Origin of the sequence: Corynebacterium sp. LK2590, assembly GCF_040946105.1 — a bacterium.
Taxonomy (GTDB): domain Bacteria; phylum Actinomycetota; class Actinomycetes; order Mycobacteriales; family Mycobacteriaceae; genus Corynebacterium.
Genome location: NZ_JAYWMH010000002.1, coordinates 75005 through 100549, shown reverse-complemented (window position 1 = coordinate 100549; position 25545 = coordinate 75005). Strand labels below are relative to the sequence as shown.

At 67.1% G+C, this 25545-nt stretch carries 21 protein-coding genes; 10 read left to right on the top strand and 11 right to left on the bottom strand.

Annotated elements, in window-relative coordinates:
• The first annotated feature begins 23 nt into the window (after nucleotides 1-23).
• Nucleotides 24-428: a hypothetical protein gene (locus VVR85_RS03155; protein WP_368519514.1), complete on the top strand. Its 405-nt coding sequence runs from the start codon at nucleotides 24-26 to the stop codon at nucleotides 426-428.
• Nucleotides 429-431: 3 nt separating this feature from the next.
• On the opposite strand, the gene VVR85_RS03150 is transcribed toward VVR85_RS03155, so the two are convergent.
• Entirely contained in the window at nucleotides 432-1088 is a 657-nt protein-coding gene (locus VVR85_RS03150) for a hypothetical protein (RefSeq protein ID WP_368519513.1), read from the bottom strand.
• 226 nt (nucleotides 1089-1314) lie between these two features.
• Here VVR85_RS03150 and VVR85_RS03145 point away from each other — a divergent pair, with 226 nt between their 5' ends.
• From VVR85_RS03145 to VVR85_RS03130, 4 genes are all read left to right on the top strand, one after another.
• Nucleotides 1315-4023, top strand: coding sequence for an MMPL family transporter (locus VVR85_RS03145; RefSeq protein ID WP_368519512.1), 2709 nt, complete (start codon nucleotides 1315-1317; stop codon nucleotides 4021-4023).
• The gene (locus tag VVR85_RS03140; RefSeq protein WP_368519511.1) at nucleotides 4016-4606 is read left to right on the top strand and encodes a TetR/AcrR family transcriptional regulator; all 591 of its coding nucleotides are present in this window, start codon (nucleotides 4016-4018) and stop codon (nucleotides 4604-4606) included. The genes VVR85_RS03145 and VVR85_RS03140 overlap by 8 nt, the downstream gene beginning before the upstream one ends.
• Before the next feature lie 156 nt (nucleotides 4607-4762).
• Nucleotides 4763-5956 (top strand): NAD-dependent epimerase/dehydratase family protein, encoded by a 1194-nt coding sequence (locus VVR85_RS03135; RefSeq protein ID WP_368519510.1) that lies wholly within the window; start codon nucleotides 4763-4765, stop codon nucleotides 5954-5956.
• 14 nt (nucleotides 5957-5970) lie between these two features.
• Nucleotides 5971-7119: a glycosyltransferase family 4 protein gene (locus VVR85_RS03130; RefSeq protein WP_368519509.1), complete on the top strand. Its 1149-nt coding sequence runs from the start codon at nucleotides 5971-5973 to the stop codon at nucleotides 7117-7119.
• Between the two features lie 16 nt (nucleotides 7120-7135).
• Here VVR85_RS03130 and VVR85_RS03125 read toward each other — a convergent pair whose 3' ends face one another.
• The gene (locus VVR85_RS03125; RefSeq protein WP_368519508.1) at nucleotides 7136-8182 is read right to left on the bottom strand and encodes a 3-hydroxyisobutyryl-CoA hydrolase; all 1047 of its coding nucleotides are present in this window, start codon (nucleotides 8180-8182) and stop codon (nucleotides 7136-7138) included.
• A 61-nt stretch (nucleotides 8183-8243) separates the two neighbouring features.
• On the opposite strand from VVR85_RS03125, the gene VVR85_RS03120 reads away from it, so the two are divergent.
• Together VVR85_RS03120 and VVR85_RS03115 are read left to right on the top strand one after the other, a co-directional pair.
• The gene (locus tag VVR85_RS03120) at nucleotides 8244-9059 is read left to right on the top strand and encodes an HAD family hydrolase (RefSeq protein WP_368519507.1); all 816 of its coding nucleotides are present in this window, start codon (nucleotides 8244-8246) and stop codon (nucleotides 9057-9059) included.
• A 326-nt stretch (nucleotides 9060-9385) separates the two neighbouring features.
• Nucleotides 9386-11590: an acyltransferase family protein gene (locus VVR85_RS03115; protein ID WP_368519506.1), complete on the top strand. Its 2205-nt coding sequence runs from the start codon at nucleotides 9386-9388 to the stop codon at nucleotides 11588-11590.
• Here VVR85_RS03115 and VVR85_RS03110 read toward each other — a convergent pair.
• The 4 genes from VVR85_RS03110 to VVR85_RS03095 form a co-directional block, all read right to left on the bottom strand.
• Nucleotides 11587-11913, bottom strand: a complete 327-nt coding sequence (locus VVR85_RS03110) for a putative quinol monooxygenase (RefSeq protein ID WP_296204898.1) — start codon at nucleotides 11911-11913, stop codon at nucleotides 11587-11589. The genes VVR85_RS03115 and VVR85_RS03110 overlap by 4 nt on opposite strands.
• A gap of 61 nt (nucleotides 11914-11974) precedes the next feature.
• Nucleotides 11975-12565, bottom strand: coding sequence for a hypothetical protein (locus VVR85_RS03105; RefSeq protein WP_368519505.1), 591 nt, complete (start codon nucleotides 12563-12565; stop codon nucleotides 11975-11977).
• Nucleotides 12566-12663: 98 nt separating this feature from the next.
• Nucleotides 12664-14391, bottom strand: coding sequence for an alpha/beta-hydrolase family protein (locus tag VVR85_RS03100; RefSeq protein ID WP_368519504.1), 1728 nt, complete (start codon nucleotides 14389-14391; stop codon nucleotides 12664-12666).
• The gene (locus VVR85_RS03095; RefSeq protein WP_368519503.1) at nucleotides 14367-16166 is read right to left on the bottom strand and encodes an ABC-F family ATP-binding cassette domain-containing protein; all 1800 of its coding nucleotides are present in this window, start codon (nucleotides 16164-16166) and stop codon (nucleotides 14367-14369) included. Before VVR85_RS03095 ends, VVR85_RS03100 begins: the two co-directional genes overlap by 25 nt.
• 76 nt (nucleotides 16167-16242) lie before the next feature.
• On the opposite strand from VVR85_RS03095, the gene VVR85_RS03090 reads away from it, so the two are divergent.
• On the top strand, nucleotides 16243-17553 hold the full coding sequence (locus tag VVR85_RS03090; protein ID WP_368519502.1) for a hypothetical protein: 1311 nt from the start codon (nucleotides 16243-16245) through the stop codon (nucleotides 17551-17553).
• On the opposite strand, the gene VVR85_RS03085 is transcribed toward VVR85_RS03090, so the two are convergent.
• From VVR85_RS03085 to VVR85_RS03070, 4 genes are all read right to left on the bottom strand, one after another.
• Nucleotides 17550-18530: a 4-(cytidine 5'-diphospho)-2-C-methyl-D-erythritol kinase gene (locus tag VVR85_RS03085; RefSeq protein WP_368519501.1), complete on the bottom strand. Its 981-nt coding sequence runs from the start codon at nucleotides 18528-18530 to the stop codon at nucleotides 17550-17552. The two genes, VVR85_RS03090 and VVR85_RS03085, sit on opposite strands and share 4 nt — an antisense overlap.
• Complete coding sequence (gene rsmA / locus VVR85_RS03080) at nucleotides 18530-19408, bottom strand: 16S rRNA (adenine(1518)-N(6)/adenine(1519)-N(6))-dimethyltransferase RsmA (protein WP_368519500.1); 879 nt, start codon at nucleotides 19406-19408, stop codon at nucleotides 18530-18532. Before rsmA ends, VVR85_RS03085 begins: the two co-directional genes overlap by 1 nt.
• 33 nt (nucleotides 19409-19441) lie before the next feature.
• Nucleotides 19442-20590 carry a transglycosylase family protein gene (locus tag VVR85_RS03075; protein WP_368519499.1) on the bottom strand — a complete coding sequence of 383 codons (1149 nt, stop codon included), beginning with the start codon at nucleotides 20588-20590 and terminating at the stop codon, nucleotides 19442-19444.
• Between the two features lie 276 nt (nucleotides 20591-20866).
• Nucleotides 20867-21688 carry a TatD family hydrolase gene (locus VVR85_RS03070; RefSeq protein ID WP_368519498.1) on the bottom strand — a complete coding sequence of 274 codons (822 nt, stop codon included), beginning with the start codon at nucleotides 21686-21688 and terminating at the stop codon, nucleotides 20867-20869.
• 68 nt (nucleotides 21689-21756) lie between these two features.
• Between VVR85_RS03070 and VVR85_RS03065 the strand changes: the two genes are divergently transcribed.
• Nucleotides 21757-22263, top strand: a complete 507-nt coding sequence (locus VVR85_RS03065; RefSeq protein ID WP_368519497.1) for an N-acetyltransferase family protein — start codon at nucleotides 21757-21759, stop codon at nucleotides 22261-22263.
• A gap of 46 nt (nucleotides 22264-22309) precedes the next feature.
• Here VVR85_RS03065 and metG read toward each other — a convergent pair whose 3' ends face one another.
• Nucleotides 22310-24142 carry a methionine--tRNA ligase gene (gene metG / locus VVR85_RS03060; RefSeq protein WP_368519496.1) on the bottom strand — a complete coding sequence of 611 codons (1833 nt, stop codon included), beginning with the start codon at nucleotides 24140-24142 and terminating at the stop codon, nucleotides 22310-22312.
• A 230-nt stretch (nucleotides 24143-24372) separates the two neighbouring features.
• On the opposite strand from metG, the gene VVR85_RS03055 reads away from it, so the two are divergent.
• Nucleotides 24373-25377, top strand: coding sequence for an HNH endonuclease signature motif containing protein (locus VVR85_RS03055; protein WP_368519495.1), 1005 nt, complete (start codon nucleotides 24373-24375; stop codon nucleotides 25375-25377).
• Nucleotides 25378-25545: the final 168 nt, after the last annotated feature.

Genomic DNA, 25545 nt, shown 5'->3' with positions numbered 1-25545 from the left:
TAACCGCGGATACAATCGAAGCCATGGATGTGCGCAGTATCTGGTCCAAGCTGACCGGTCAAAAAGGCCCCGCGCTGGCCCGGGCCCGGGTTGACGTGCCGGAACTCGCCGCCGCGCACCTGCAGGTAACCACGGCGGAGTCCCTCGTCATCGTGATCGTGGATGCGCGCACCGCCGCGGCGGTGCGGGAGGCGGCCGATAATGCCCGCCCGCTGCTGCTGACGGACGGCGCCAGCGATGCCTCCCCGGGGGACGCGCGCACGGCGGTCTACCTCCTGCCGGTGCGTAAGACCACCCTGCCGGTCCACGATCCGAAGAAGGGCTGGCTTATCCCCGTCTCCGACGAGGAGCGCCGCGCGGTAGCGGAGAAGCTGACCGGCCCGGGCGAGTTCGAAATCTCCGAGCGTCTGGCCTTCGTGGTGGATTAGGGCCTAGAGCATCGCAAAGCCGATGATGACCAGGATGGCGGCCACCACGTAGCTTCCCACCTTGCTGACGGTCTCTTTGTCCTCCCGGGCCTGGGCGAAAAGCCGCCCGGCCGCCGAGTTGGGCTTGCGCCGCACCAGCCCGACGAAGGCCGCTACCGCGATGGGCAGGGACAGGGCGAAGGTGGCGTAGAGGAAGAGCCCGCCGTAGCGGATGCCCGCGCTATAGTCCCCCGCGGCCAAATAGATGAGACCCGCGAAGAAGGCGCCGGAGGTAATCGACTGGGCCACGCCCAGGATGAAGCCGGTCAAAAACGTCAGCGGGCTGGGGTTTTGCAGGGGCCGCAAAAGCTTGCTCACCATCTCGTTGGACTCTCCCCCGCGGTGGCGCCAGGTCATCACCGCCGCGGCCAGGCCCAGCACGATGAGCAGCACGCCCAGGATGGGGGTCTCGAGGAATCCCTCGACGTAGGCCTTGAGCTGGTCCAGCACGAACATGGTCACGACCGACAGGGCGAAGACGCCGAACCAGTCGCCGAAGATCAGAAGCGGCACGATCCGGCGGTACTTGCCGCGCTCGAGCATCACGCCTAGCGCCGTGACCACGCCAATGAGCAAGGCATTGACGGAGTCCAGGAAGGCGAAACTAGCGGCGTGCAGCATGGGCGCAATCTTACCGCTTAAGCCCCGCGCGTCCGAAGCCCTGCCAAGTTGCACACAGTCTGCAAGTTTTCGTACACTGTGCAATGTTTTCCGTGTCAGTACATCTTTACGCCGGTGTGCCACGGAATCCTTCTTTCCATTTCCTCCCCTCCCCGCCCGTTCGACGTCTCGCGCGGCGCGGAGCGGGACAACCGTTGCACATTCTTCGCCTCAGAAAGAACGATTTATGTCTAAATTCCTCTACCGGCTGGGCAGCTGGTCCTACCGGAAGGTCTGGCCTTTCCTGGCCTTCTGGCTGGTCCTGCTCATCGCCATGGCCGGACTGACCGCGGGCTTCGCGAAAGAGCCGAACCCGAATTTCTCCATGCCGGACATGGATTCCACCGTTACCCAAGACAAGATGAACGAGCGCTTCGACAACGACTCGGATGCCATGAGCGAGCCCACCGGCAACGTGGTCATCCAGGCTGGCGAGGGCAAGACCCTGGACGATCCGGCCGTGATGGGCGAGGTCGACGAGCTCATCGATGAACTTAAGAGCACCGAGGCCCTGACCGACACGGACCAGATGGTCAACCCGGTGCTGGCCGCCGGCGGCATGCAGAAGCAGATGGGCGAGCAGATGGCCGCCCAGGGCATGCCCCAGGAGCAGATCCAGTCCAACCTCAAGGCCCTGTCCCCGCTGAGCGAGGACAAGACCACCGGCACCATGACCATCACCTTCGACGCGCCCGAGGTTATGGAGATCGACGCGGCCGACCGCGAGGCGGTCACCGACGTCCTGGACGACTACGACTCCGGTGACCTGACGGTCAAATACAGCGGCAACGCCTTCTCCGCCGCCGGCCAAGAGATGAACATGACCGCCGAGCTTATCGGCATGGCCGTGGCCGCCATCGTGCTGCTGATTACCTTCGGCTCCTTCGTGGCCGCCGGCATGCCGCTGATCTCCGCGGTCATCGGCGTCGGCGTGGGCCTGCTGGGAGTGCAGCTGGGCACCATCTTCACCGACACCATCTCGGACATGACCCCGATGCTGGCCTCCATGATCGGCCTGGCCGTGGGCATCGACTACGCCCTGTTCATTGTCAACCGCTACCGCAACGAGCTCATCACCTCCTCCGGGCTGAACAACCTGAGCCCGAAGGAACTGGCCCAAGAGCTCAAGAAGATGGACAAGCAGACCCGCGCCCACTCCATGGGCATGACGCTGGGCACCGCCGGTTCCTCCGTGGTCTTCGCCGGCACCACCGTGGTCATCGCGCTGGTCGCGCTGACGATGATCGGCATCCCCTTCCTGGGCACCATGGCCATCGCCGCAGCGGCCACCGTGGCCATCGCCGTGCTGGTCGCCCTGACCTTCATCCCGGCCCTGCTGGGCCTGCTGGGCACCAAGATCTTCGCCGCCCGCGTGCCGGGGCCGAAGGTTCCGGACCCGGAGGACGAAAAGCCCACCATGGGGCTCAAGTGGGTCCGCCAGATCCGCGCGCGCCCGGTGACCAACCTGGTCGCCGGTATTGTCCTGCTGGGCATCCTGGCCATCCCGGCCGCCAACCTGTCCCTGGCCATGCCGACGGACGGCTCCGCCAAGCTGGGCAGCCCGCAGCGCGATGCCTACGAGATCACCGCCGACGCTTTCGGCGAGGGCCGCAACGCCCCGATGGTCGCTTTCGTCGACGTCGCCGACGTCAACGAGCAGGAGCGGATGCCGGCCTTCCAGCAGCTGCTGGCCGACTTCAACGGCACCGAGGGCGTCGAAAACGCCCAGATCGTCCAGACGACGGACACCATGGACGCAGCTCAGGTGCTCATCACCCCGACCACGGGCGCCACCGATGAGGCCACCACGGACACCCTGAACGCGCTGCGCTCCTACCAGTCCGATTTCACGGAGTCCACCGGCGGCGAATACGGCATCACCGGTGTCACCCCGATCTTCGACGACATCTCGGAGCGACTCACGGAGATCCTCATCCCTTATATCGCCGTGGTCCTGGGCCTGGCGTTCATCGTCCTGCTGCTGGTCTTCCGCTCCATCTGGGTCCCGCTCATCGCCGCGCTCGGCTTCGCGGGTTCGATGGCCGCCGCCTTCGGCATCACCGTGGCCATCTTCCAGGAGGGCATGTTCGGCATCATCGACGATCCCCAGCCGCTGCTGTCCTTCCTGCCGATCATGCTCATCGGCCTGACCTTCGGCCTGGCCATGGACTACCAGGTCTTCCTGGTCACCCGCATGCGCGAGGGCTACGTCCACGGCAAGACCGCAGGCAATGCGACCTCCAACGGCTTCAAGCACGGCGCCCGCGTGGTCACCGCCGCCGCCCTGATCATGATCTCGGTCTTCGCCGCCTTCATGCTCATGGACGAGCCCTTCATTAAGACCATGGGCTTCGCCCTGGCCATCGGCGTGGCTATCGATGCCTTCGTGGTCCGCATGACCATCATCCCGGCCACCATGTTCCTGCTGGGCGACAAGGCCTGGTGGAGCCCCAAGTGGCTGGACAAGGCCCTACCGAACATGGACATCGAGGGCGAGGCCCTCACCGCCAACCGCGCGGCTCTGATGGACGGCGGCGACACCACCCAGGTGAGCGCCCAGCCGGCCACCACGGCGGCAGCCGGAACCGCAGCGGCCACGGCTACCGCCACGGCCACCGCTACCACCACCGCGACCGGCCACGCCGGCGCGAATACGGCTGCGGAGTCGCGCCGCGCCACCTACGCGGACTTCCACCCGGAGCACGGCGGCTACGCCGCCCACGTCGTGACGGCCCGGCGCGCCGGCGACTACGCCGAGTCCGGCCCGGCCACCCCGCTGCCCTCCGGCGATGCCCAGCGCGCGGAAACTAGCGCCCGGGGGCGGCAAGGCGATAACCTTTCTGCCAAGGGTTCCTGGTGGACCAAGGTCAAGAAGGCACTAACTGGCAATGAGTAATCTCCGAGAAACGAAAAAGCGCGCGACCCGGCAGGCGATAGCGGATGCGGCCGGCCGCATCTATCTGGCCGAAGGCGCCGAGGCGCTCACGGTTTCTCACGTGGCGGAGCAGGCGGGCATTTCCGCCCGCACCTTCCACAACTATTACTCCAGCGTGAACGCGTGCCTGTGCCAGTTCGCCCTCGACGCGGCCAGCCTCATAGTCGACAAGGTCGATGAGTACCCGGACACCGCCAGCACGACCGAGATCGTGGAAGACATCGTCCGCCAGGGCTTTCGCCGGAACGATCCGGAGCTGCACTCCATGACGTCTCTGTTCATGGTGATGGACTACCTGGAAAAGGCGTCTTGTACCGACGTCAGCCGCGAGGAGGCCGAGCGCGTGGCGGAAAAGATCCGCGAGGTCTTTGCCCGCCGCAGCCCCGAGCGGGACGCCTTCGAGGTGCAGGTTGTCCTGCACGCCTGCGTCGCGGCTAGCGCCTCGGCGACCCAGGAGTTTTTCGCCCTGCCCGCCCCGCGCGATCCGGCCCAGGGCGAGGAACTGGTCCGCCGCGCCTTCGCTACCCTGCGTTCCATTACCTAGCCGAAGCTAGGCCCGAGCGGCACGTGCCACTTGGGCAAATGTTCACTGAAGGTTTACCCTGATCCAGCGCCGCACGCGTTGGATCAGGGTAAAATTTATGTCTAGGCCTTTTTCAGGTTTTCCCTATTCGCGATAGTTTTATTGGAGTATCACACAGTGAAGGTAGCCATTCTGGGCGGGGACGGATTCTGCGGTTGGCCCGCATCCCTCTACCTGTCCGACCAGGGCCACGACGTGCACATCGTTGACAACCTCTCCCGGCGCGCCATCGACGCCGAGCTCGAAGCCGAATCGCTCACCCCGATCCGCAGCATCGAGGAGCGGTTGGAGGCGTGGAAGGAAGTCTCCGGCAAGACCATCGGCTTCCACCACATCGACGTGGCCCACGACTACGAGGGGCTGCTGGAGTTTCTCAACACCGAGCGCCCGGATGCCGTGGTCCACTTCGCCGAGCAGCGCGCCGCGCCGTATTCGATGAAGACCTCCCGGACCAAGCGCTACACGGTGGACAACAACATCAACGCGACGCACAACCTGCTGGCGGCAGTGGTCGAGTCCGGCCTGGACATCCACATCGCCCACCTGGGCACCATGGGGGTTTATGGCTACGGCACCGCCGGCATGGAGATCCCGGAAGGCTACCTGGACGTCAAGGTCGAGGTCCCGGGCTCGGATCCGGTCGAGCAGTCCATCCTCTACCCGTCCAACCCGGGCTCGGTCTACCACATGACCAAGGTGCTGGACCAGCACCTGTTCGCCTACTACGCGAAGAACGACGAGCTGCGGATTACGGATCTTCACCAGGGCATCATCTGGGGCACGCACACCGAGCAGACCCGCCGGGACGAGCGGCTAATTAACCGCTTCGACTACGACGGCGACTACGGCACCGTGCTCAACCGCTTCCTGGTCCAGGCCGGCGTCGGCTACCCGCTGACCGTCCACGGCACCGGCGGGCAGACCCGCGCCTTCATCCACATCCGCGACATGGTCCGCTGTATCGAGCTGGCCCTGAACAACCCGCCGCAGCGCGGCGAACGGGTCAAGATCATCAACCAGATGACCGAGACCCACCGCGTGCGCGACCTGGCGGAGCTAGTCGCGAAGTTCTCCGGCGCGCAGGTCGCCCACGTGCCGAACCCGCGCAAGGAGTCCGCCGAGAACGAGCTGCACGTCTCCAACGACACCTTCCTGCGCCTGGGCCTTGAGCCCACCACCCTGTCCGAGGGTCTGCTGCAGGAGGTCGAGGACGTCGCGCGCAAGTACTGCGACCGCGTGGATCGCTCCAAGATCCCGGCGCGCTCCCTGTGGACCGCCCAGCAGTCCGCCGGCGTTCCCGAGAACGAATAAGGCAGTCAACCACCGTGCGCATTGCCATCTTCACGGAAGTCTTCCTGCCCAAAATCGACGGGGTCGTCACCCGCCTGACGCACACCCTGCGCGAACTGCACGCCGCCGGGCACGAGGTGCTCGTCTTCGCCCCCGGTAACCCGCCGGCGACCTATGCCGGCTTCGAGGTCGTGTCCATCCCCTCGTTGTCCCTGTGGCCGGTCTACCCCGAGCTGAAATGGGGCCTGCCGGATCCGCGGGTGCTTTACCGGCTGCGGCGCTTCGACGCCGACGTCGTGCACGTGGTCAACCCCATCTGGACCGCGGCGCTGGGCGTGTGGGCCGCCCGCCGCGAGGCGCTTCCCCTGGTGGGCAGTTTCCACACGAACCTGCCCGAGTACGTCGACGCCCTAGGCATCGGCTGGGTCCGGCCCGCCACGGAGACGGCGCTGCGCTACCTGCACAACCAGGCCGTGGAGAACCTGTGCACCTCGGATCCCATGGTCGAGCGCGCCCAAGAGCTGGGCATCCGGAACGTGTCGCTGTGGCCGAAGGCCGTCGACACGGACAACTACTACCCGCAGCGCTACAGCGAGCAGATGCGTTCCCGCCTGACCGGCGGGCACCCCGAGGCCCCGCTGGTCACCTACGTGGGGCGCGTGTCCAAGGAAAAGGACTTGGATCGCCTGCCCGGCATCATGGCGCGGCTGCGCGAGCGCGTGCCCGGCGCGCGGCTGGCGGTGGTCGGCGCCGGCCCGTACTCCGAGCAGCTAGCGGCCCAGTTCAGCCCCGACGAGGCGGTCTTTACCGGTTACCTGTCCGGCGACGAGCTGGCCGCGGCCTTCGCCTGCGGCGACGTCTTCTGCTTCCCCTCCCGGACCGAGACCTTAGGGCTAGTCGCCCTGGAGTCCTTCGCCTCCGGCGTGCCGGTGGTCGGCACCCGTGCGGGCGGGATCCCCTTCGTCATCGATGACGGGAAGACCGGCCTGCTCGTCGACGAGGACGCCTCCGATAGCGCGTGGGCCGAGGCACTCGCGGGCGTGCTTTGCGATGCCGACCGGCGCGCTGCGATGGGCACGGCCGCGCGCGCCGAGGCCGAGCGGTGGTCCTGGGAGGCGGCCACCCGCTCCCTCGTCGAGACCTACCAGCGGGCCGTCGATGGCCCGCTCTACCGCCAGCCTTAGGCGTAGCGCAGCGTGTCTACACGTTGCCCAGCGCCGCGCGGATGCCCTCCACGTCGACGTCGCTTACAGCAGCCGGCGTAAACGTCGCGTCCTGGGTCTTGTCGACTAGCACCGCGCGCACGCCCTCGCGGAAGTCGGGCAGCCCGCGCAGGTATTTCCCCAGCGCGTTTTCCATGGCAAGCGCGTCGTCGACGCTCTCGGCGCGCTTCTCGGCGGCCAGTAGCTCGGCCGCGGCCACCAGCGAGGTCGGGCTGGCGGCCCGGGTAAGCTCCGCGACCTGGCGCGCCAGCTCCTCATTGCCGGGCTGCTCCAGGCGCTGAGAGATTTCCTCCCACGTCGGCGCGCTAAAGACCGCCTCAATATCGTCGATTGTTTCTGCCAGCGGGGCCGCCTCCTCCGGCTGGCTGGCGTGCTCGCCCAGGGCGGCATCGATCCCGCGCTCGACGATGTCCTTTTCCACGGCCTCGGCGTCCTTGACGTAGTGGGTGGCCAGGCCGGAGTAGAGGAGATCGGCGGCATACATGCGGTAGCCGGTCAGCGCCCAGAACTTCGCCAGCGCCGGCGAGGACTTCCCGCGCGTGCCCACCGTCCGCTGGGCGGCGTAGCCCGCGCCGACGTCGGTGACGTAGCCGATATTCATCTCCGGCATGGACGCAAACGTCTTGTCCGTGACAATGCGGTGGCTGCCGTGCACGGAAATCCCTACTCCCCCGCCCATGACGATTCCGTCGAGGAGCGCGATGACCGGCTTCGGGTAGTGCGCGAGCTGGGCGTTCATGGCGTACTCGTCCGAGAAGAACTGGTCTACCTCGGCGACGTTGCCATCAATGAGGCCCTCCCGGGCTGCACGCACGTCGCCGCCGGCGCAGTAGGCCTTCGGGCTGCGGGAGACAAAGAGCACCTGCTCGATGGCGTCGTCGTCGCGCCACTGGTTGAGTCCCTCGACGATCTTGTCGACCATCTCCGGGTTGAGGGAATTCAAAGCCTTGGGCCGGTTGAGCTCCACCACTCCGGTACTGTTGCGGACGTCAAGAATTACTGGGGCATCGTTGTGTTCAGTCATGGTATCCAGTATTCCACGTCACACAGCGGCGCCGCAGCCCCATATTTCACGGAGGATCATTATGCCTGCACCTACTCCCCGGCTCATCGCCCTCGACATGGACGGAACCCTCCTCGACGGCGAAGGCCGCATCCCCGCCGGGTTCACCGAACTCGCCGCCCAGCTCCACGACAGCGGTGCGGTCTTGGTACCCGCCTCCGGCCGGCAGCTGGCCACCCTCCGCGACATGTTCGCCGAAATCCGCGGCATCGAGTCCTTCATCGCGGAAAACGGCACCGTGGTCAGCCACCACGGCCAGGTCGTGGACACCACCCAGCTGCCCGCCAACGTGGTCACGGACTGCCTGACGGCTTGCGAGAACATCGACCGCGCCCATACTTACGCGGTCGTCCTCTGCGCCCCGGAAACGGCCTACGTCGCCGCGGGTACCCCGGCTGACATCCGGGCCGAAATTGACAAGTACTACCACTCCGTGACCGTGGTCGACGACCTTGCCCCGGTCGCGGCCGAAGAGCCCTTGGTCAAGCTGGCGGTCTACTGCACCGGCGACTCCGAGGAGCACGTCGCCCCGCACCTGCGGGCCGCAGCCGCGGGCAACAACCTAGCCATTTCCGGCAAGAACTGGCTGGACGTCATGTCCGCCGACGCGGACAAGGGCCACGCGCTGGAACAACTGGCCGCGAAGCTGGACATCCCGATGAATGAAACCGCCGCCTTCGGCGACTACCTCAACGACTTTCAGCTGCTCCAGGCCGCCGGCACCGCCGTGGCGATGGAGAATGCTCACCCCCGCCTGAAAGAGATCGCCGATCTCCAAGCTCCCTCCAATCTTCGCAACGGCGTGTTAGAAGTACTCCGCGACTGGTTTGGAGAATAATCCCCACCATTGCCCTGATAATGAGTCTCACTCGCAGATCAGGGCACGGTTATTTCCCCCAAGCTAGGTAGGAGCCAGTGGTGAGTTCTAGGGCCGGCAAACTGGGCAAGCGCATTGCAAAGAAGCTGAACCAGCGCCGCAGTCGCAGCCAGAGCACCGGCACTAGCGGTGTGCCGTCTTCGCCGAGCACGCCACCTGCTCAACCTGCCCCAACTCCCCAGCCGGAACCGGAGCAGCCGGAGGCGAAGAAGGAGCCGAGCAGCCCCGGCGAGGCGGCAAAACAGGGCCCTGCATCGCCTGTAGCCCCGACCACACCGCCTGCCGCGGTGCCCCAGCCGCAACGCGCGCTCGGGCCCAACCCGGTGCGCAAGGCGCTTCCCGCCGGCCGCACAGCTGCGCCGGCGAGTAACCGGCGCCCGGTGGTCAAGGCCGCTCCCCAGGTAGTGGGCACTGCCCCGAAGGCAGCGGCCGCTACGCAACCCCGCGTGGCCAAGGCTGCGCCGGCGGCGCTGCCGGCAGGCGGCAAGGCGGGATCTTCTCTTGCGGCTCCGCGCCCGCGGGAGGTGGGCGGTGTCCGCGCCGCCGCGGGAGGGAAGCAACCGCGGAAGAAGAACACGGCGCGGCTGCGCTACGTGCCCGCCCTCGACGGCCTGCGCGGGCTGGCGGTCGCCGCGGTGATTATCTACCACTTCTTCGGCGACGTGCTGCCGGGCGGCTACCTGGGCGTGGACATGTTCTTCGTCCTGTCCGGGTTCCTGATTACCTCGCTTTTGGTCCGAGAATTCGACGTGACCGGCGGGATTAGCCTGCGCGATTTCTGGGTCCGGCGTTTCCGCCGCATCCTGCCTGCGGCCGTGGCGGTGCTGGCTATCTGCACGGCGCTGGTCGGCGCCATCGGCGGCGATATCGCCGTCAACCTACGCGAGCAATTCTTCGGCACCCTGTTCTTCGCCAACAACTGGGTCCAGATCGCGACCTCCCAGTCCTATTTCGCCGACAACGAGGTCCAGGTCTTCGCCCACTACTGGTCCCTGGCCGTGGAAGAGCAGTTCTACCTGCTGTGGCCGCTGGTTATCCTGGGGCTGTTCTCCCTGGGCAGGCGGCAACCGCGGCGCCTCGCGCTAGGGGTCAGCGTGGCGCTGGGGGTTGCCTCCGCGCTGGCGATGGCCTGGCTGGTCACCCCGGGCGAGGATCCGACCCGCGTCTACTACGGCACGGATACCCACGCCTTCGGCCTGCTGGCCGGCGCGGGCCTGTCCCTTATCATCACCACGCGCAACCCGAACCCGGAAGCGCCCGCGTGGCCGCACTACTCCGCTTCCGGGCGGCGCGTGGCCGAGGCCGTCGGCCTGGTGGCGTTGGTCGCCTACGCCGCGCAGCTGCTGTTCATGGCCGACGACTTAACCTTTACCTACCGCGGCGGGCTGCTGGCCTCCAGCGTGCTGGGCGTGGCGATCATCTGCGGCATCCTGGCCGAGCGCCCAGTACTCAACGCGCTGTTCGCCAACCGCTTCATGCGCTGGGCCGGCAAGCGTTCCTTCTCCCTTTACCTGTGGCACTGGCCGGTCGTCATTATCCTGCGGGAGCTTATCGGGGGCGCGAACGTGTGGGCCGTGGGTATCCTCGCCCTGCTGCTGTCTGCCGGGCTGGCGGAGGTCAGCTACCGGTGCATTGAAAACCCGCTGCGCCGCCGCGGCTACCGCACCACCGCCCGCGATTTCTGGTCCGCCCGCCCCGACTGGGCCACGCTGCGCTCGGCGTGGAAGGTGGCGGCGTGGCCGCTGGTCCCCGTGCTGGTCTTCAGCTCCCTCGGCGGCATCGCCTGGGGCCTGGCCCACTCCGGCGACAAGACCTCATTCGAGCAGGAGCTAGATGACCTGGCCGCGCAGAACCAGTCCCACAACGCCCAGGCGCCTAGCGACGACAGCCCGCGCAAGGGTGGCGGGGACGCCGCTAGCGCCCCGAATGGCAAGACTTCGGAGGATAAGAAGACCCCGGACATGGTCCACCCCATGCCCAGCGGCGACGAGATTACCGCCGTGGGCGATTCCGTGATGCTGGCCTCCAGCCAGTCGCTGCAGGACCGCTTCCCCGGAATCTATATCGACGCGGCGGTCTCCCGGCACTACGACCAGGGAGTGCCGGCCATCCAACAGCTCGCGGACTCGGGCCAGCTGCGGGACACGGTCTTTTTGGGATTCGGCACCAACGGGCCGCAGTTAGACGACGAAATCGATCAGATGATGAAGGCCATCGGGCCAAAGCGCACGGTGCTTATCGCCACCCCCTACGGCGACCGTGACTGGATGACCGCTGCGCGGCAGGAGACCATTGCCGCCGTAGAAAAATACGACAACGTCTACCTAGCGGACTGGTGCTCGCACGCCCAGCACGACCCGAACTACCTGCGCGAAGACGGGATTCATCCGGTGGCGGGCGTGGGCACCGATCAATACGCCCTGGCCTTCTATTACGGGCTGCTGCGCTACGCCCACGGCGAGAAGGCCACGACGACTAAGTGTGAGGTTTAGTCCTCGACCTTGAACTCGGCCATCTTGTCCCAGGACTCCTTGCCCTCGATGTGGAAGTTGATGATGTCCGGGGTCTCGACCAGGTACTGCGGGAATTCGCGGCAGGAGCGCTCGAAGTGCTCGGACTGGACGTGGTCGACGTCCTTGCCGTCGGCGTAGGTCTCCAGCAGCAGGAACTTCTGGCGGTCTTCCGGATCGCGGAACCACTTGAAGTCCAGGCAGCCCTCCTCGGCGTTGCAGGCCTGGGTGTACCAGTCGATCTCATCGAGGAAGGTCTCGGCGTACTCGGGCTTGACGTGGAATTGAACGTTGATAAAAATCATGGCCCCATCCTACCCGTCTGGGTGGATGGGGCCTTGCCTCGCTGAGGAGGCGCTAATCACACTAGCGCAGGAAGAACTCGGCCACGTAGACGAACTTCCCGTCGGTGGCGGTGGCCACGCCGAAGCCGCGCCCATCGTCAATGCGGGTGACCGGGACGTCGCGGTTGAGCCACGCGGTCCGCTCGCGGGCCTCCTGCTCGGTCAGGCGGTGGACGGAGCCCTCGCCGGCATCGGCAGCCGCGGTGCCGTGGCCGACCTTGCCGTTGAAGTGGACCTTGCCGGCCGCGGCCTCGTCGGCCCACTGCTGGGCGATGCCCGCCGCGCGCTGGTTCGGGTGGTGGCCTTGCTTGACCAGGTGGGCGTGGGTGGCCGCGCCGAGATCGGAGCGAACCTGGGCGAAGGCGGCACCCTGCGGCGGGGCGATGAAGGCCGGCAGCTGGATGCCGAAGCGGTCGGCGGCCTCGTAGGCCGGGGCGGGCAGCTCCACCTGCGGGAGCTGCGAGGACAGCTGCTCGACCTGGGCGCCTGCCTGGGATGACAGGTCCGCCGGCTGCGGCAGCACCTGGGCCTGGGCTGCCTGCGTCCCGCCGAGGGTCACGGCGACGGCGGCCAGGACGGTAGAAAACTTACGAGTTCGACGGTGGTTGCGCATACTCCCGACCCTGCCAGCCGCGTACTCCTTTCGCCACGCGAGCGCGCCCGTGGCGGCGAATCGATATCGCTTTGTAATCCTTTGCGGCCCGGCACTCGCTAGTACTTATCGACGTCGAGCTCGGCGAACTGCCGGTGCAGCTCCGCCGGGTCGCGCTCGGCGGCAAGTTCCGAGCCGGCGATGGAGACGAAGCCGTCGATGACGGACTCGCCGTAGTTGTGTCCCGCGCCGTCGGGCACGTTCTTCGCCCCCGGCAGGTCGGCGGCGACCTGCAGGGAGGTGATCACCGGGAACCAGGACATCGCTGAATCGCGGCTGGCCTGGGTGTCCTCGCTCATCCAGTCGGGCTCACGCCAGGTCAGCCCCGGCGACCACCAGCTGACCGGATCCGAGGTGTGCTGGATATACAGCATGCGGGTCGGGCCCCAGTCCTGCTCCGGCAGGCTGGCCCACTCGCGGGCCTGGGCGCTGGTGGTGGCGAAACGCACCACCAGACCGCCGGCGTAGACCGGCTTGATCTCCGTGGTGCCGGGGTCGCGGCGCTCCACGAACTGGGTGCGCAGCCGGTTGAAGTGCGGTGGCCCGGTCAGCAGGATGCCGTCGACGGAGTTGGCGATGTCGCGGAGCCCGGAAAACGCCGCCTCGATACCGGTGGTGCCCAGCGACTCGCCGTAGAGGTAGAGGCGCGGGCGGTCGTCGCGCCGCAGCGTGTTCCACCAGTCGACGATCGGAGTGATGAATTCCTGCCCGGCACGCTCGACCTGCTCGCCGCCGGCCAGGAAGTGGAAGGCCGAGGGCATCGCCGAGTACTGCGCGGCGACCACCGCGGTATCCCCGCCGTAGAGCAGCTCGAAACCCTGCGCGGAATACGACGAGATCCAGCCCGTGCCCGTGGTCATCACCAGCAGGATGGCCTCGCGCTCGGTGGCTTTGGTCCGCTCCAGCTCCTCGATGAGCAAGCGGGCGCGCTCCGCATTCGTCGCGCCGTTGCCCAGGCCCGCGTAGGCGCGGATGGGTTCCTTCGCCGGCCGCCCGGTGACCCGCTCGAGTTCGGCGCGCGAGGCGCCGGCGTTGAGGAAGCGCGAGCCCTGCAGCCCCACCCCGTCGAAGTCGATGACCGACTCGGGCGAGCCGGAACGCTCCGGGTTCGCCGGCGCGCGCGTGGCCGGGCCGGGGTCGGCGTTCTGGGCGGTAAAGATCTTTTCCCCGGCGCGCACGATGACGCCCGGGACGACGCTGTCGAGCAGGTAGACGCCGAGTGCAGCCACCACCGCCGCGGCGATGATCTGGCGGCGGCGGCGCGGCCAGTTGCCCGGGATCGCCTTCCCCAGCGCGCGGACTAGGGCCCGCAGCCCGCGGGCCACGACGACCAGCGCGGTGAATACGGCCAGCGCCACCGGCAGGACCAGCAGGTATTTGGGCAGGCTGAGCGCCGGCACCGAGAAGTTTTCGGCGACGTCGCGCTGCCACCGCACCGAGTAGAAGGTCACCGCCAGCACCCAGATGCCCAGTACGGCGTAGAAGGCGTAAGCGGTAAAGGTCCGCTGCCGCGGCGACCAGGTCTCCGCGTCGAGCCAGCGGTAACGCGGCGCGAGGTAGCGCCTGACGATCCGGGTCCACAGCCACTCCAGGCCCAGGCCCACCAGGTAGCCCAGACCGGCCGCCAGGCCGCAGATAAGTCCCTGGTAGTACCAGGTGCGCGGCAGGATGGACGGGGTCAGCCCGATGACGAAGAAGATAGCGGCGGCCAGCGCGCCCCAGGCGTTGAGCCGGGAGAAGACCTCGCGCGCGTGGTCTAGCGCTACGCTTCCAGCTTTTCGCCCCATTCCAACCATTCCATTTCCAATTCCTCGCGCTGTTGCCGGTGCCCCTTCAGTGTCGCATCCAGCGCCGTCAGCCGCTCGGTGTCGACCTGTTCCGCGGCCTCGACCATCTCCTGGTTGACCTGGTCGATCTGCTGGTCCAGCTTGGTGATCTTGCGCTCGAGGGCGTTCATCTTCTTGGTGATGGTGCGCTCCTCGGCCTGCGACAGGCCCTTCTTCTCCGGCGCCGGGGCCTCGCCCTCGCCCAGGTTGATGACCCCGCGCTCGGCGGCGGCCTCCTGCTCGGCGCGGCGGCGCAGGTACTCATCGATGCCGCCGGGCAGGTGCGTGAGCTTGCCGTCCCCGAACAGCGCGTAGGCGTTGTCGGCGATGCGCTCGATGAGGTAGCGGTCGTGGGAGATGACCACGAGGGTGCCCGGCCACGAGTCCAGCAGGGATTCCAGCTCCTGCAGGGTGTCGATGTCCAGGTCGTTGGTCGGCTCGTCCAGCAGCAGGATATTCGGTTCCGCCATGAGCACGCGGGTCAGCTGCAGGCGGCGGCGCTCGCCGCCGGAGAGGTCCCCGACCGGGGTGCGCTGGCGCTTCGGGCTAAAGCCCAGGCGCTCGGCCAGCTGCGAGGCGGATAGCTCCTTCTTGCCCAGCTGGACGTAGGTGGCCACGTCCTCGACGGCGTCGATAAGCCGGCGCTGCGAGTCCAGGTCGTCGAGTTCCTGGCGCAGCCAGCCCAGCCGCACGGTCTGACCCTCGATGCGCTTACCGGCGCTGAGCTCATAGTCGCCGGCCAGCGCGCGCAGGAGCGTGGTCTTGCCGGAGCCGTTCACGCCGACCAGGCCGATGCGCTCGCCCGGAGCCAGGCGCCACGTGAAGTGATCGAGCAGCACCCGCCCGTCCGGGGCGGCGATGGTCGCGTCCTCCAGCTCGATGACCACCCTGCCCTGGCGCTGTTTGGAAAAGCTCATCAGCTCGACTTTGTCGCGCGGGGCCGGCACGTCGGCGATTAGCGCCTCGGCGGCCTCGACGCGGTAGCGCGGCTTCGAGGTGCGCGCTGGAGCCCCGCGGCGCAGCCAGGCCAGCTCCTTGCGCGCCAGGTTGCGGCGGCGCTGCTCCATGGCGTCGGCCTGCCGGGCGCGCTCCGCCCGCGCGAAGGTCCAGTCGTTGTAGCCGCCCTCGTAGACGTCGACGGTCGCGTCGTGGACCTCCCAGGTCAGCGTGGCCACCGTGTCCAGGAACCAGCGGTCGTGGGTGACCACGATGAGCGCCAGCTTGCGCGCCAGGAGATGCTGGGCCAGCCACTGCACGCCCTCGACGTCGAGGTGGTTGGTCGGCTCGTCCAAAACCACCAGGTCCAGGTCCTTGACTAAGGCCGCGGCCAGACTCACGCGGCGCTTCTCCCCGCCGGAAAGCTGCCCGACGGGGGTCTCCAGGCCCAGCTCCGCGATGCCCAACCCAGAGAGCACGTCGCGCACCTTAGCGTTCGAGGCCCACTCGTAGGTCTCCAGCCCCAGCGGGGCCACCACGCAGTCGGCAATGGTCAGCTGCTCGTCCAGCTCGAAGCGCTGGGTCACCACCGCCATGCGCAGATCGTTGGCGTGGCTGACCCGCCCCGCGTCCGGCTCCGCGATGCCGCTCAAGACCTCCAGCAGGGTCGTCTTACCCCCGCCGTTGACCCCGACGATGCCGATGCGGTCGCCCGTCTGCACGCCCAGCGACACCCCGTCGAGCAGGGTTTTTAGGCCGTAGGACTTGCTGACTTGTTCCAAGTTTAAAAGGTTCGCCATAACAGCCCACCATCTTACTTCGCCGCCCACCACACCCCTTATTGCAGATGAAAGCTGTTTGCAATAGGCTTTCGGTATGCAGAAATCAGCTATTCGAACCCTTGCCGCTTTAACCGCCGCCGGACTGGTGGTCACCGGCTGTTCCCGCCCCGACGACAGCACCGAGTCCCAGCCCTCCGAGGCCGCGCACACCGAGGCCGCGGACGCGCATTCCGACCACGAACACCACCACGACGGGGTCGAGGCCGCCGCCGGCCAGGAGGAAGTCGCCCAGCTGCCGGGCCGTATCCTCCTCAGCACCGACGACGAGCTCATCAGCCTGGACGCCAAGTCCGGCGAGGAAATCGGCCACGCGGAGGCCTCCGGATTCAAGCGCCTGAACCCCGCCGGCGACGGCCGCCACGCCCTGGTCACCCGCGGCGACAAGTTCCAGGCCTTCGACATGGGGCTCATCCGCCAGGCCCACGGCGACCACTTCCACTACTTCACCCAGGACCCCGCGCTCAGCGATGCCACCTTCGCCGGCCTCCCCCACGCCGGCCACGTGGTCAGCCACGACGGCTACACCGCGCTCTTCTCCGACGGCGACGGTAAGGCCCAGATCTACAAGACCAAGGACATGGTTGCCGACGGGGCGGCCGCCGAACCCGTCAACACCGTCGAGACCGGAGCCCCGCACCACGGCGTGGCCGTGCCGCTCAAGGACGGCTCCGTCGTGGTCACCCAGGGCACCGAGGACGAGCGCCACACCATCCAGCACCTGGACGCAGACGGCAAGAAGCTAGCCGAGACCACCGAGTGCCCCGGCGTGCACGGCGAGGCCGCCGCCCAGAACGGCAATATCGTCTTCGGCTGCGAGGACGGCCCCGTCGTCTTCGACGGCTCCGACTTCCACAAGGTCGACGTCTCCGCGTTCGCCGGCAAGGGCGGCTACCAGCGCTCCGGCAACGCCGCCGGCTCGGAGGAATCCAACATCATCCTGGCCGACAACAAGACCGACGCGGACGCCGAGCACGAGCGGCCCACCTCCGTCGCCCTCATCGACGCCGAGGATAACTCCGCCCGCACCGTCGACCTAGACGGCAGCTACTGGTTCCGTTCCCTGGCCCGCGGCCCGCTGGACGAGGGCCTGGTGCTGACCACCGACGGCAAGCTCAACGTCATCGATCCGGATTCGGCCGAGGTCACCGACAGCATCGAGGCCATTTCCCCGTGGACCGAAAACGAGGAATGGCAGGCACCCGGCCCCATCCTCAAGGCCGCTAACGGCTACGCGTATGTCACCGACGCCAACCAGAAGGAACTGGTCATCATCGACTTGTTCAAGAAGGAAGTCGTCAAACGGGTCGAGCTGGAGACCCCGGTCACGGAGATGGAAGTCTTCTAATCCTCTGAGCCCGGCGCCTCCACTAGGTGCGCGCCCTTCGCCGGGCCCTGGGCCACCAGCCCGCGCGTGCCCGGGATTTCCGTGGTGACTTCCCCCACCACGTCGGCCGCGGCCTCCGGGTCCGCGCACAGGAAAGCGCACGTGGGGCCCGAACCCGAGACGATGCCGGCCAGCGCTCCCGCGGACTTGCCCACCCGCAGCGTCTGGCGCAGGTCGGGGCGCAGGCTCAGCGCCGCTGGCTGCAGGTCATTCGCCAGCGCTTCAGCCAGCGCTTCCGGCGTGCCGCGCAGCAGCGCCTGCGAAACCGGCTGCGCGTCCAGGCGCGGCTGACCGCCCTGCCCGGCCGCGCGCAGCCGGTCCAGCTCGCCGAAGACCGCCGGGGTCGACAACCCTTGCGCGGAGGTGATAAGCGCCCAGTGATAGGAACTGCGCGTGAGCATCTCCGCGAGCCTCTCTCCTCGGCCCGTACCCAACGCCGTGCCGCCCAACAGGGTAAACGGCACGTCCGACCCCAGCTCTTCGGCCGCCGCATACAGCGCCGACTCGTCCAAACCGGCGTACCCGGCCGCCCGGGCAAAGGCCTCGTTGGCCGCCCGCAGCGCCGCCGCCGCATCCGCCGAGCCGCCGGCCATCCCGCCGGCCGCCGGAATCCCCTTGCGCAGGGAGATATGGATACCGGGCAGCTCGCCCACCCCACGGTCCCGAAAGCCCCGGGCGACCATCTCCACGGCACGCCACGCCAGGTTCTGCTCGTTGGCCGGAACCCCCTGCGCGTAGGCGCCGGAAACGTCCATGCCCAGCACAACCGGCTCGCCCGGCCGCACGCTTCCGCGGGTCTCCAGGTCTAAAACGTCGTGGATATCCAGCGCCTGAAAGACGCTGACCAGCTCGTGGTAGCCGTCCTCGCGCGCGTCGCCAACGCCCAGGTGCAGGTTCACCTTGGCGTGCGCCAGCGCGCGTACCGCAAACTCACCCATTAGTTCGCCTCCCCCGCCGCGCCGGCAATGCCCGCCAGCCGGGCGAAGTCTTCCACCGCGAGCTTTTCGCCGCGCTGACGCGGATCGATGCCCGCTGCCCGCAGCGCCTCCTCCGCCGCGTTGGCGGAGCCAAAGTGCCCGGCCAGGCTGGCGCGGAGGGTTTTGCGGCGCTGGGCAAAGGCGGCATCGACAACCGGCCAGAGCTGCGCCCGGGCCTCCTCGGTCACCGGCCAGGGCGCCTGCCCCGGGCGGTAGCAATCGATGCGCACCAGGCCCGATTCAATATTCGGGGCCGGCCAAAACACGTTGCGCCCGATGGTGCCCGCCTGCCGCACCTTCCCGTAGAAGGCGGCCTTCACGCTGGGCACGCCGTAGATCTTGCTGCCGGGCTGCGCCGCTAGGCGCTGGGCGACCTCCAGCTGGACCATGACCAGCACGCGCTCGATGGACGGGTAGGCCGCAAGCAGGTGCAGCAGCACGGGCACCGCAACGTTGTACGGAAGGTTGGCTACCAGCGCGGTCGGCTCCCCCAGCTCGCCCGCGGTGATTTTCAGCGCGTCTTTTTCCATCACGCGCAGCTTCGCCGCGTTATCCGGATCGCGCTCGGCGACGGTTTGCGGCAGCTGCCCCGCCAGGCGCGGATCGATTTCCACGGCCGTGACCTGGGCGGCCTGGCCCACCAGCCCGAGCGTCAGCGAACCCAGGCCCGGGCCTACCTCGATAACCCGATCGTCTGGGCCGACCTCGGCGGCGGCGACGATCCGGCGGATGGTATTAGGATCCAGCAGGAAATTCTGCCCCCACTTCTTGGTGGGGGTTACCTCCAGCTGCTGCGCCAGCTGGCGGATTTCTTGCGGGCCCAGGAGGGTGTCACTCATGGGCACCCATCTTAGTCCATGCCCGCGCGGGTTTTAGCGCAGGCCCATCTTGGCGGTGCAGGCCGGCCAGGCGCCCCAGCCCTGCGAAGCCTGCACGCGCTCAGCGACCGCAATCTGCTGCTCGCGGGTGGCCTGCCAGGCCTCCGGCGCGTACTCGGTGCCGCCGTGGCCCGCCCAGGTGGACGGGGTGAACTGCAGGCCGCCGGAGAAACCGTTGCCGGTGTTGATGTTCCAGTCGCCGCCGGCCTCGCACTGCACGAGGGAGTCCCAGACCGAGCCGCCGGCCACGGCCGGGGCGGAGGCGGCCTTCTTGGTGCCGCGGGCGACCACGGCGGCGGTCGGCTCCTTGTGGACCTCTTCCTTGATGACGTCCTTGGACTCTTCCTTGCCGTTCTTGGTCACCACGCGGAAGGTCTTGGTGCGCTCGCCCGGGGTGCCCTCCTCGCGGACCTCCTCGGTGCCCTCCTCGAGCTCCGGGTCGTCGACGTAGTTCGGCTCGGCGTCGAATTCCTCGGTGACGTCGAATTCGTCGGTGGAGATCTTGTCGACATTAATCTCCATGCCCTCGGTGAGCACCTCGTCGATGGCCGGGGTGACCTGGTCGTCCTTGTCGACCTCGATGCCGCGGTCCTTCAGCACGTCGCCGACGGTCTTGGCCGCGATCTTGGTGTAGGTGATCTTGCCGCCGTCGTTGATGCGGACGATCTTCGGGCTGACGACCTCCAGCGACATGTTCTCGGTGACCTTGTCGGAGGCGTTAGCCTCGGAGCCGCCGGCCAGGATGGCCGCGCCCGGGGCAATGTTTTCCAGCTGGCCGACCAGGTCCTCAACGGTCAGGGCGGTCGAGGACAGCTTCTGCTGCGCGCCATCGACGGTCACAGCCACCGGCTTGGCGGTGCGCACGGTGATGGTGTCTCCCCCGCGCAGGTCCTCCGACGGGGCCGGGTAGACCACGTCCTCGTCGCCGACCTGGACGCCGGCGCTATCCAGCGCGCCCTCCACGTCCTTGGCGAAGGTGGCCAGCGCAACCTCTTCCCCGTTGACGTCGACGGTGACGTCCTTCTGGGCGCCGACGGCCACGACGCCGCCGACGGCCAGGGTGCCCAGCACGCCGCCGGTGGCGATGCGCAGGGGCAGGGAACGAGTGTTGTTAATGCGCTTAATCTGGTGGGAAGTAGTCATCGAACTCTAAACTCTCTGAGCTTTCTTCTGCTGGGGACACGGCTGGTTTTACCCATGGTGTTATCCACGTGGGTGCGCCCTAGCCGCACGCGGTTCGCGTAGATTCACGTGGCTGCGGCCGGGGCGTCAACTTTTAATAACAGTACGATAACAGCCCAGCTCAGTCGAGCACTAAACAGACACAGCCATCCCAGCGCCACCAACTACCACTGCATTCACAGGCACCACCGGCTACCTGCACAAACGGCGCGTGTGAAGATCGCCACACTTTAGGCTTTAAGCCAGCCCGTAGACCGCGTCGAAGGTCGCCGAGACCTCTTCTGCCAGCTCCTCGACGCGCATCCCGCGCGCCTGCGCCACGCACGCCGCGGTGTGCCCGATGAAGGCCGGTTCGTTGCGGGACCCGCGGAAAGGCTCCGGTGTCATATACGGCGCGTCCGTCTCAATCAGCAGCTGCCCCGCCGGGGCCAGCGCGGCGGCCTGGCGCATCTCCTCGTTGCGTTTGAAGGTGACGTTGCCCGCGAAGGACAAGATATAGCCGCGGTCGATGGCCTCCTTGGCCACCTCCAGCGGCGAAGAAAAGCAGTGCAGCATGATGCGCGGCGGGGCGGGGGCATCGGCAAGCACGCGGAGCAAGTCTGCATCCGCCTCGCGGTTGTGGATCATCAGCGTCTTGCCGGTCTCCACCGCCAGGTCGATGTGCCAGCGCAGGTCCTCCTCCTGGACCTCCAGGGAGGCGGTGTCCTCCGGACTGTGCTTGATCCAGTAGGTGTCCAGGCCGGTCTCGCCGATGGCCACGCAGCGCGGATCCGAAGCCATCTCCCGCAGCTGCTCCCGGGCCGCCGCGTCCAGCTCGTGGGCACGGGTGGGGTGGATGGCGCAGGCGGCGTAGACGTCCGGGAACTCCTGCGCGGTGCGCAGCGCGGCGGCCGCCTCCTCCAGGCCGTCGCCGACCGTACACAGCTTCTCCACGCCGGCGGCGCGGGCGCGCTCCACCAGCTCAGCGGCCTCGCCGGTCGACGCCAGGTGGGTGTGGGCATCCACCAGGTGCGGGATAAATTCAGCAGGTTGCGGGGTCGGGCGCTTCTTTTTCGACATGGCGCCATTATAGGCGGAGTACTGTAACGTACCGGAACAACCGCAGTACGCACTAAGGAGTCAACACCTTGGCAGATTTCCAGATTCGCCGCGCCACGGCCGACGATGCCGACGCCATCGCCGACATCTTCAACGCCGGCACCAACGCCGAGCCGGCCAACAACCTCGTGACCTGGCAGGAAACCGGCGCCGACCGCGCCAAGTGGATTGCCGACCTGGAGGCCGACGGCTACCCCGTCTTCGTCGCCACCGACGACAGCGGGGTTATCGGTTTCGCCGCCTACTTCCAGTTCGTCATCCCGGGCATCTACTACGGCACCGTCGAGGACACCATCTACCTCTCCCCCGCCGCCACCGGGCGCGGGGTCGGCACCGCTTTGCTCAGCGCCGTCGTCGAGCACGCGGGCGAAAACCCCTACGTGCACACGATGATCACCTACATCGTCGACACCAACGAGGCCTCCCTGGCGCTGCACCGCAAGCTCGGCTTCGAGGAAACCGGCCGCATGCCGAATATCCACACCAAGCACGACCAGCGCCTGGGCCTGGTGCACCTGCAGCGCCACTTCAAATAAAAAGACCCCCGCTGGCAGTAGCGGGGGTCTTAAAGGGCACGTCCGGTTATTTCTGGACCGGCGCCCACTCCGGGCCGGTCTCGCCCAGCTCCGGATCAAGCTTGGCGATCAGCGGCTTCGGCTTGGCCAGCGCGGTGCCCGGCTCGACGTCCACGCGGGCCCAGGTGGCCTGCTGCTGGTCGTAATCGCCCGTAATGATGGGGTACGTGTGGCCCTGCGGGGGCAGGCCCACGCCCACGAGCTCGACCGGCAGGTCGTCGGCGACTTCCTCGATGCGCGGTTCCGCCGCCCAGACGCCGCTGCGCCCCAGGGTCTCGTGGACCTGCTGCGCGATGTGCGGCAGGAACGGGGTGAGCATGACGTTGCAGTCGGAGACGACCTGCAGGGCCGTCCACAGGACCGTCGCCAGGCGCTCGCGCTGGCTGTCGTCCTTGGCCAGCTTCCACGGCTCCTGGTCGGCGATATAGGCGTTGGCCTCGCCGACGACGTGCATGGCCGCCGTGATGGCCACCTTGAACTTGGAGTGCTCCAGAGCCTCGGCGACGGTGGCGAAGGACTCCTCCGCCAGCTGCAGGATCTTTTTGTCGGCCTCGCTCAGGCTGGCCGGGGCGGGCACCTCGCCGAAGTTCTTGTGCGCCATCGAAACCGTGCGGTTGACCAGGTTGCCCCAGCCGTTGGCCAGCTCGTTGTTGATGCGGCGGACGAACTCGTCCCAGGTGAAGTCCGTGTCCGTGTTCTCCGGGCCGGCGACGGCGATGAAGTAGCGCAGCGGGTCCGGGCCGAATTCCTTCAGGAAGTCCTTGACGTAGATGACCACGCCCTTCGACGAGGAGAACTTCGAGCCGGACATCGTCAAAAACTCCGAGGAAACGATCTCCGTCGGCAGGTTCAGCTCGCCCAGCGGGTGCTGCTCGCCGCCCTTAGACCCGCGGCCGGCGTAGCCCAGCAGCTCGGCCGGCCAGATCTGGGAGTGGAAGGTGATGTTGTCCTTGCCCTGGAAGTAGTAGTGGCGGGCGTCCGGGTTCTGCCAGTAGTCCTTCCACGCGTCCGGGTTGCCGGTGCGGTGGGCCCACTCGATGGAGGCAGACAGGTAGCCGATGACCGCGTCGAACCACACGTAGAGCTTCTTGGCGGAGTTTTCCTCCCAGCCCTCGACCGGGATCGGGATGCCCCAGTCGATGTCGCGGGTCATCGCGCGCGGGCGGATGTCCTTGAGCAGGTTCAGGGAGAACTTCAGCACGTTGGGGCGCCAGTCCTCGCGGGTGGACAGCCACTCGCGCAGGGCGTCGGCCAGCGAGGGCAGGTCCAGCAGGAAGTGCTCCGTGTCGATGAACTCGGGGGTCTCGCCGTTGATCTTGGAGACCGGGTTAATCAGATCGGCCGGGTCCAGCTGGTTGCCGCAGTTGTCGCATTGGTCGCCGCGGGCATCGTCGGCGCCGCAGATAGGACAGGTGCCTTCGATGTAGCGGTCCGGCAAGGTACGGCCCGTCGACGGGGAGATTGCACCCTTGGTGGTCTCCTTGATCATGTAGCCGTTGGCGTAGAGGCCCTTGAACAGCTCCTGGACCACCGCGTAGTGGTTGCGGGTGGTGGTGCGGGTGAATAGGTCGTAGGACAGGCCCAGGCCCGCGAGGTCTTCCGCAATCTGCCGGTTGTAGCGATCGGCCAGCTCGCGGACGGAGATGCCCTCCTTGTCGGCCTGCACCAGCAGCGGGGTGCCGTGCTCGTCCGTACCGGAGACCATCAGCACGTTGCGGCCGCGCATTCGCTGGTAGCGCGCGAACACATCCGAGGGGACGCCGAACCCCGCCACGTGTCCGATATGGCGGGGGCCGTTGGCATACGGCCAGGCAACGTTTACAACTACCGACTCAGTCATGCCTACTAGCCTATCGAATTCCACCCGGGCCTCCTACTTCAGTCCCACGCTTAACGATGCCTACCTGGGCACATTGCTCCATTTTTCGCCCTTTGGGCAGGTCGCGGCGCAAAAACGGCCGTTTTCGGCCTGTGGATAGTTTGCGCAGGGTGGTTACTTTGCTCCGAGTTATCCACAGATCGGGTTTTCGGGCCTTGTAGGGGTTGCCAGGGGCTTCTAGCGTGTGAGTCATGACAACGACAGCCATGGACACTTTGAAAGCAGCACACTCTATCTTCGCGGACGGGATCTCCTACCTGGGCCTGTGCCGCGAGTTGAGCCTGCCCGCTTTGAAGGCTGTCATGTCGGACGTTGCCGCAGCCGCGCACTACCGTGCGTGCCAGACGTTTTTCGGGCACACCACGTATACGCGCAAGCAGGCCGCCGCGAGGAAAGCGGCCGCCGCGCAGGGCCACCATCTAGATACTTTGCTGGTGCTGGACAACGCCTTCCGCCGGGTCCGACACAAGGGCGAGGCCTGGGCCATGCTCATCGAACTGTGCAACACGCCTGGCACCACCAAACCGCTGCGTAGACTAGCCAACAAAAAGGTCCTGGAGCTTAACCGCCCGGCACCGCCGGCCGAAGGCGTGCGGGTCACCCGCCGCAAAGACGGCCCCAGCACGTTTTCGGTGACCGGGGACCCTGAGCTGGTGGAAAACCTCTGGGCCACCATCAAGACCATCCCCGACGTCGAAGCCCTCTTCAGCGGTGGCCTGGAGAAGCAACCGAAGGCCACGCACGTGGTCATCTCCCTGCCCGACTGGGTGAAAATCCTTGCCGGTGATGGGGACGAGATCACCCTGCAGCTCACCAACGGGACCACCATGACGGGCGCCGAGTACGTCCGCCAATGCTTGTTGGACGCGGGCCTGGCCACCCTGGTGGATCCGAGGCGGGGTCCGGTCAATCAATACCGGTACCAGCGCCATGCTTCACCGAAGCAGAAGGACATGGCGAAGGCGGAGACCACGACGTGTGCCTGGCCGAACTGTCGGAAACCGGCCGATGAGTGCCAGGTCCACCACATCCACCCCTGGGTAGACGGCGGAGAAACCAACCAAGAGAACCTGACCTTGTTGTGCGAGTTCCATAATTCGTGGAACGACGACGACCCGGCCTATCCCAGACACGGACGGGTCAACCGAAGACACGGCAGGGTGACCTGGGATCCACCCTGGGGCGGCGGGCCCTGACGGCTGACGGCTGACACGGGGGGCAGCCGCAAACCCCAAGGAACAACCCCAGCCAAATACGCGAAAGGCGCCACGGAAACTACTCCGTAGCGCCTACTCGGCGTGCCTGAACCGAAAAAAGCGCACCGGCCGCAAAAGGGTCGGTGCGCTTTTGGCGTATGCGCGAGA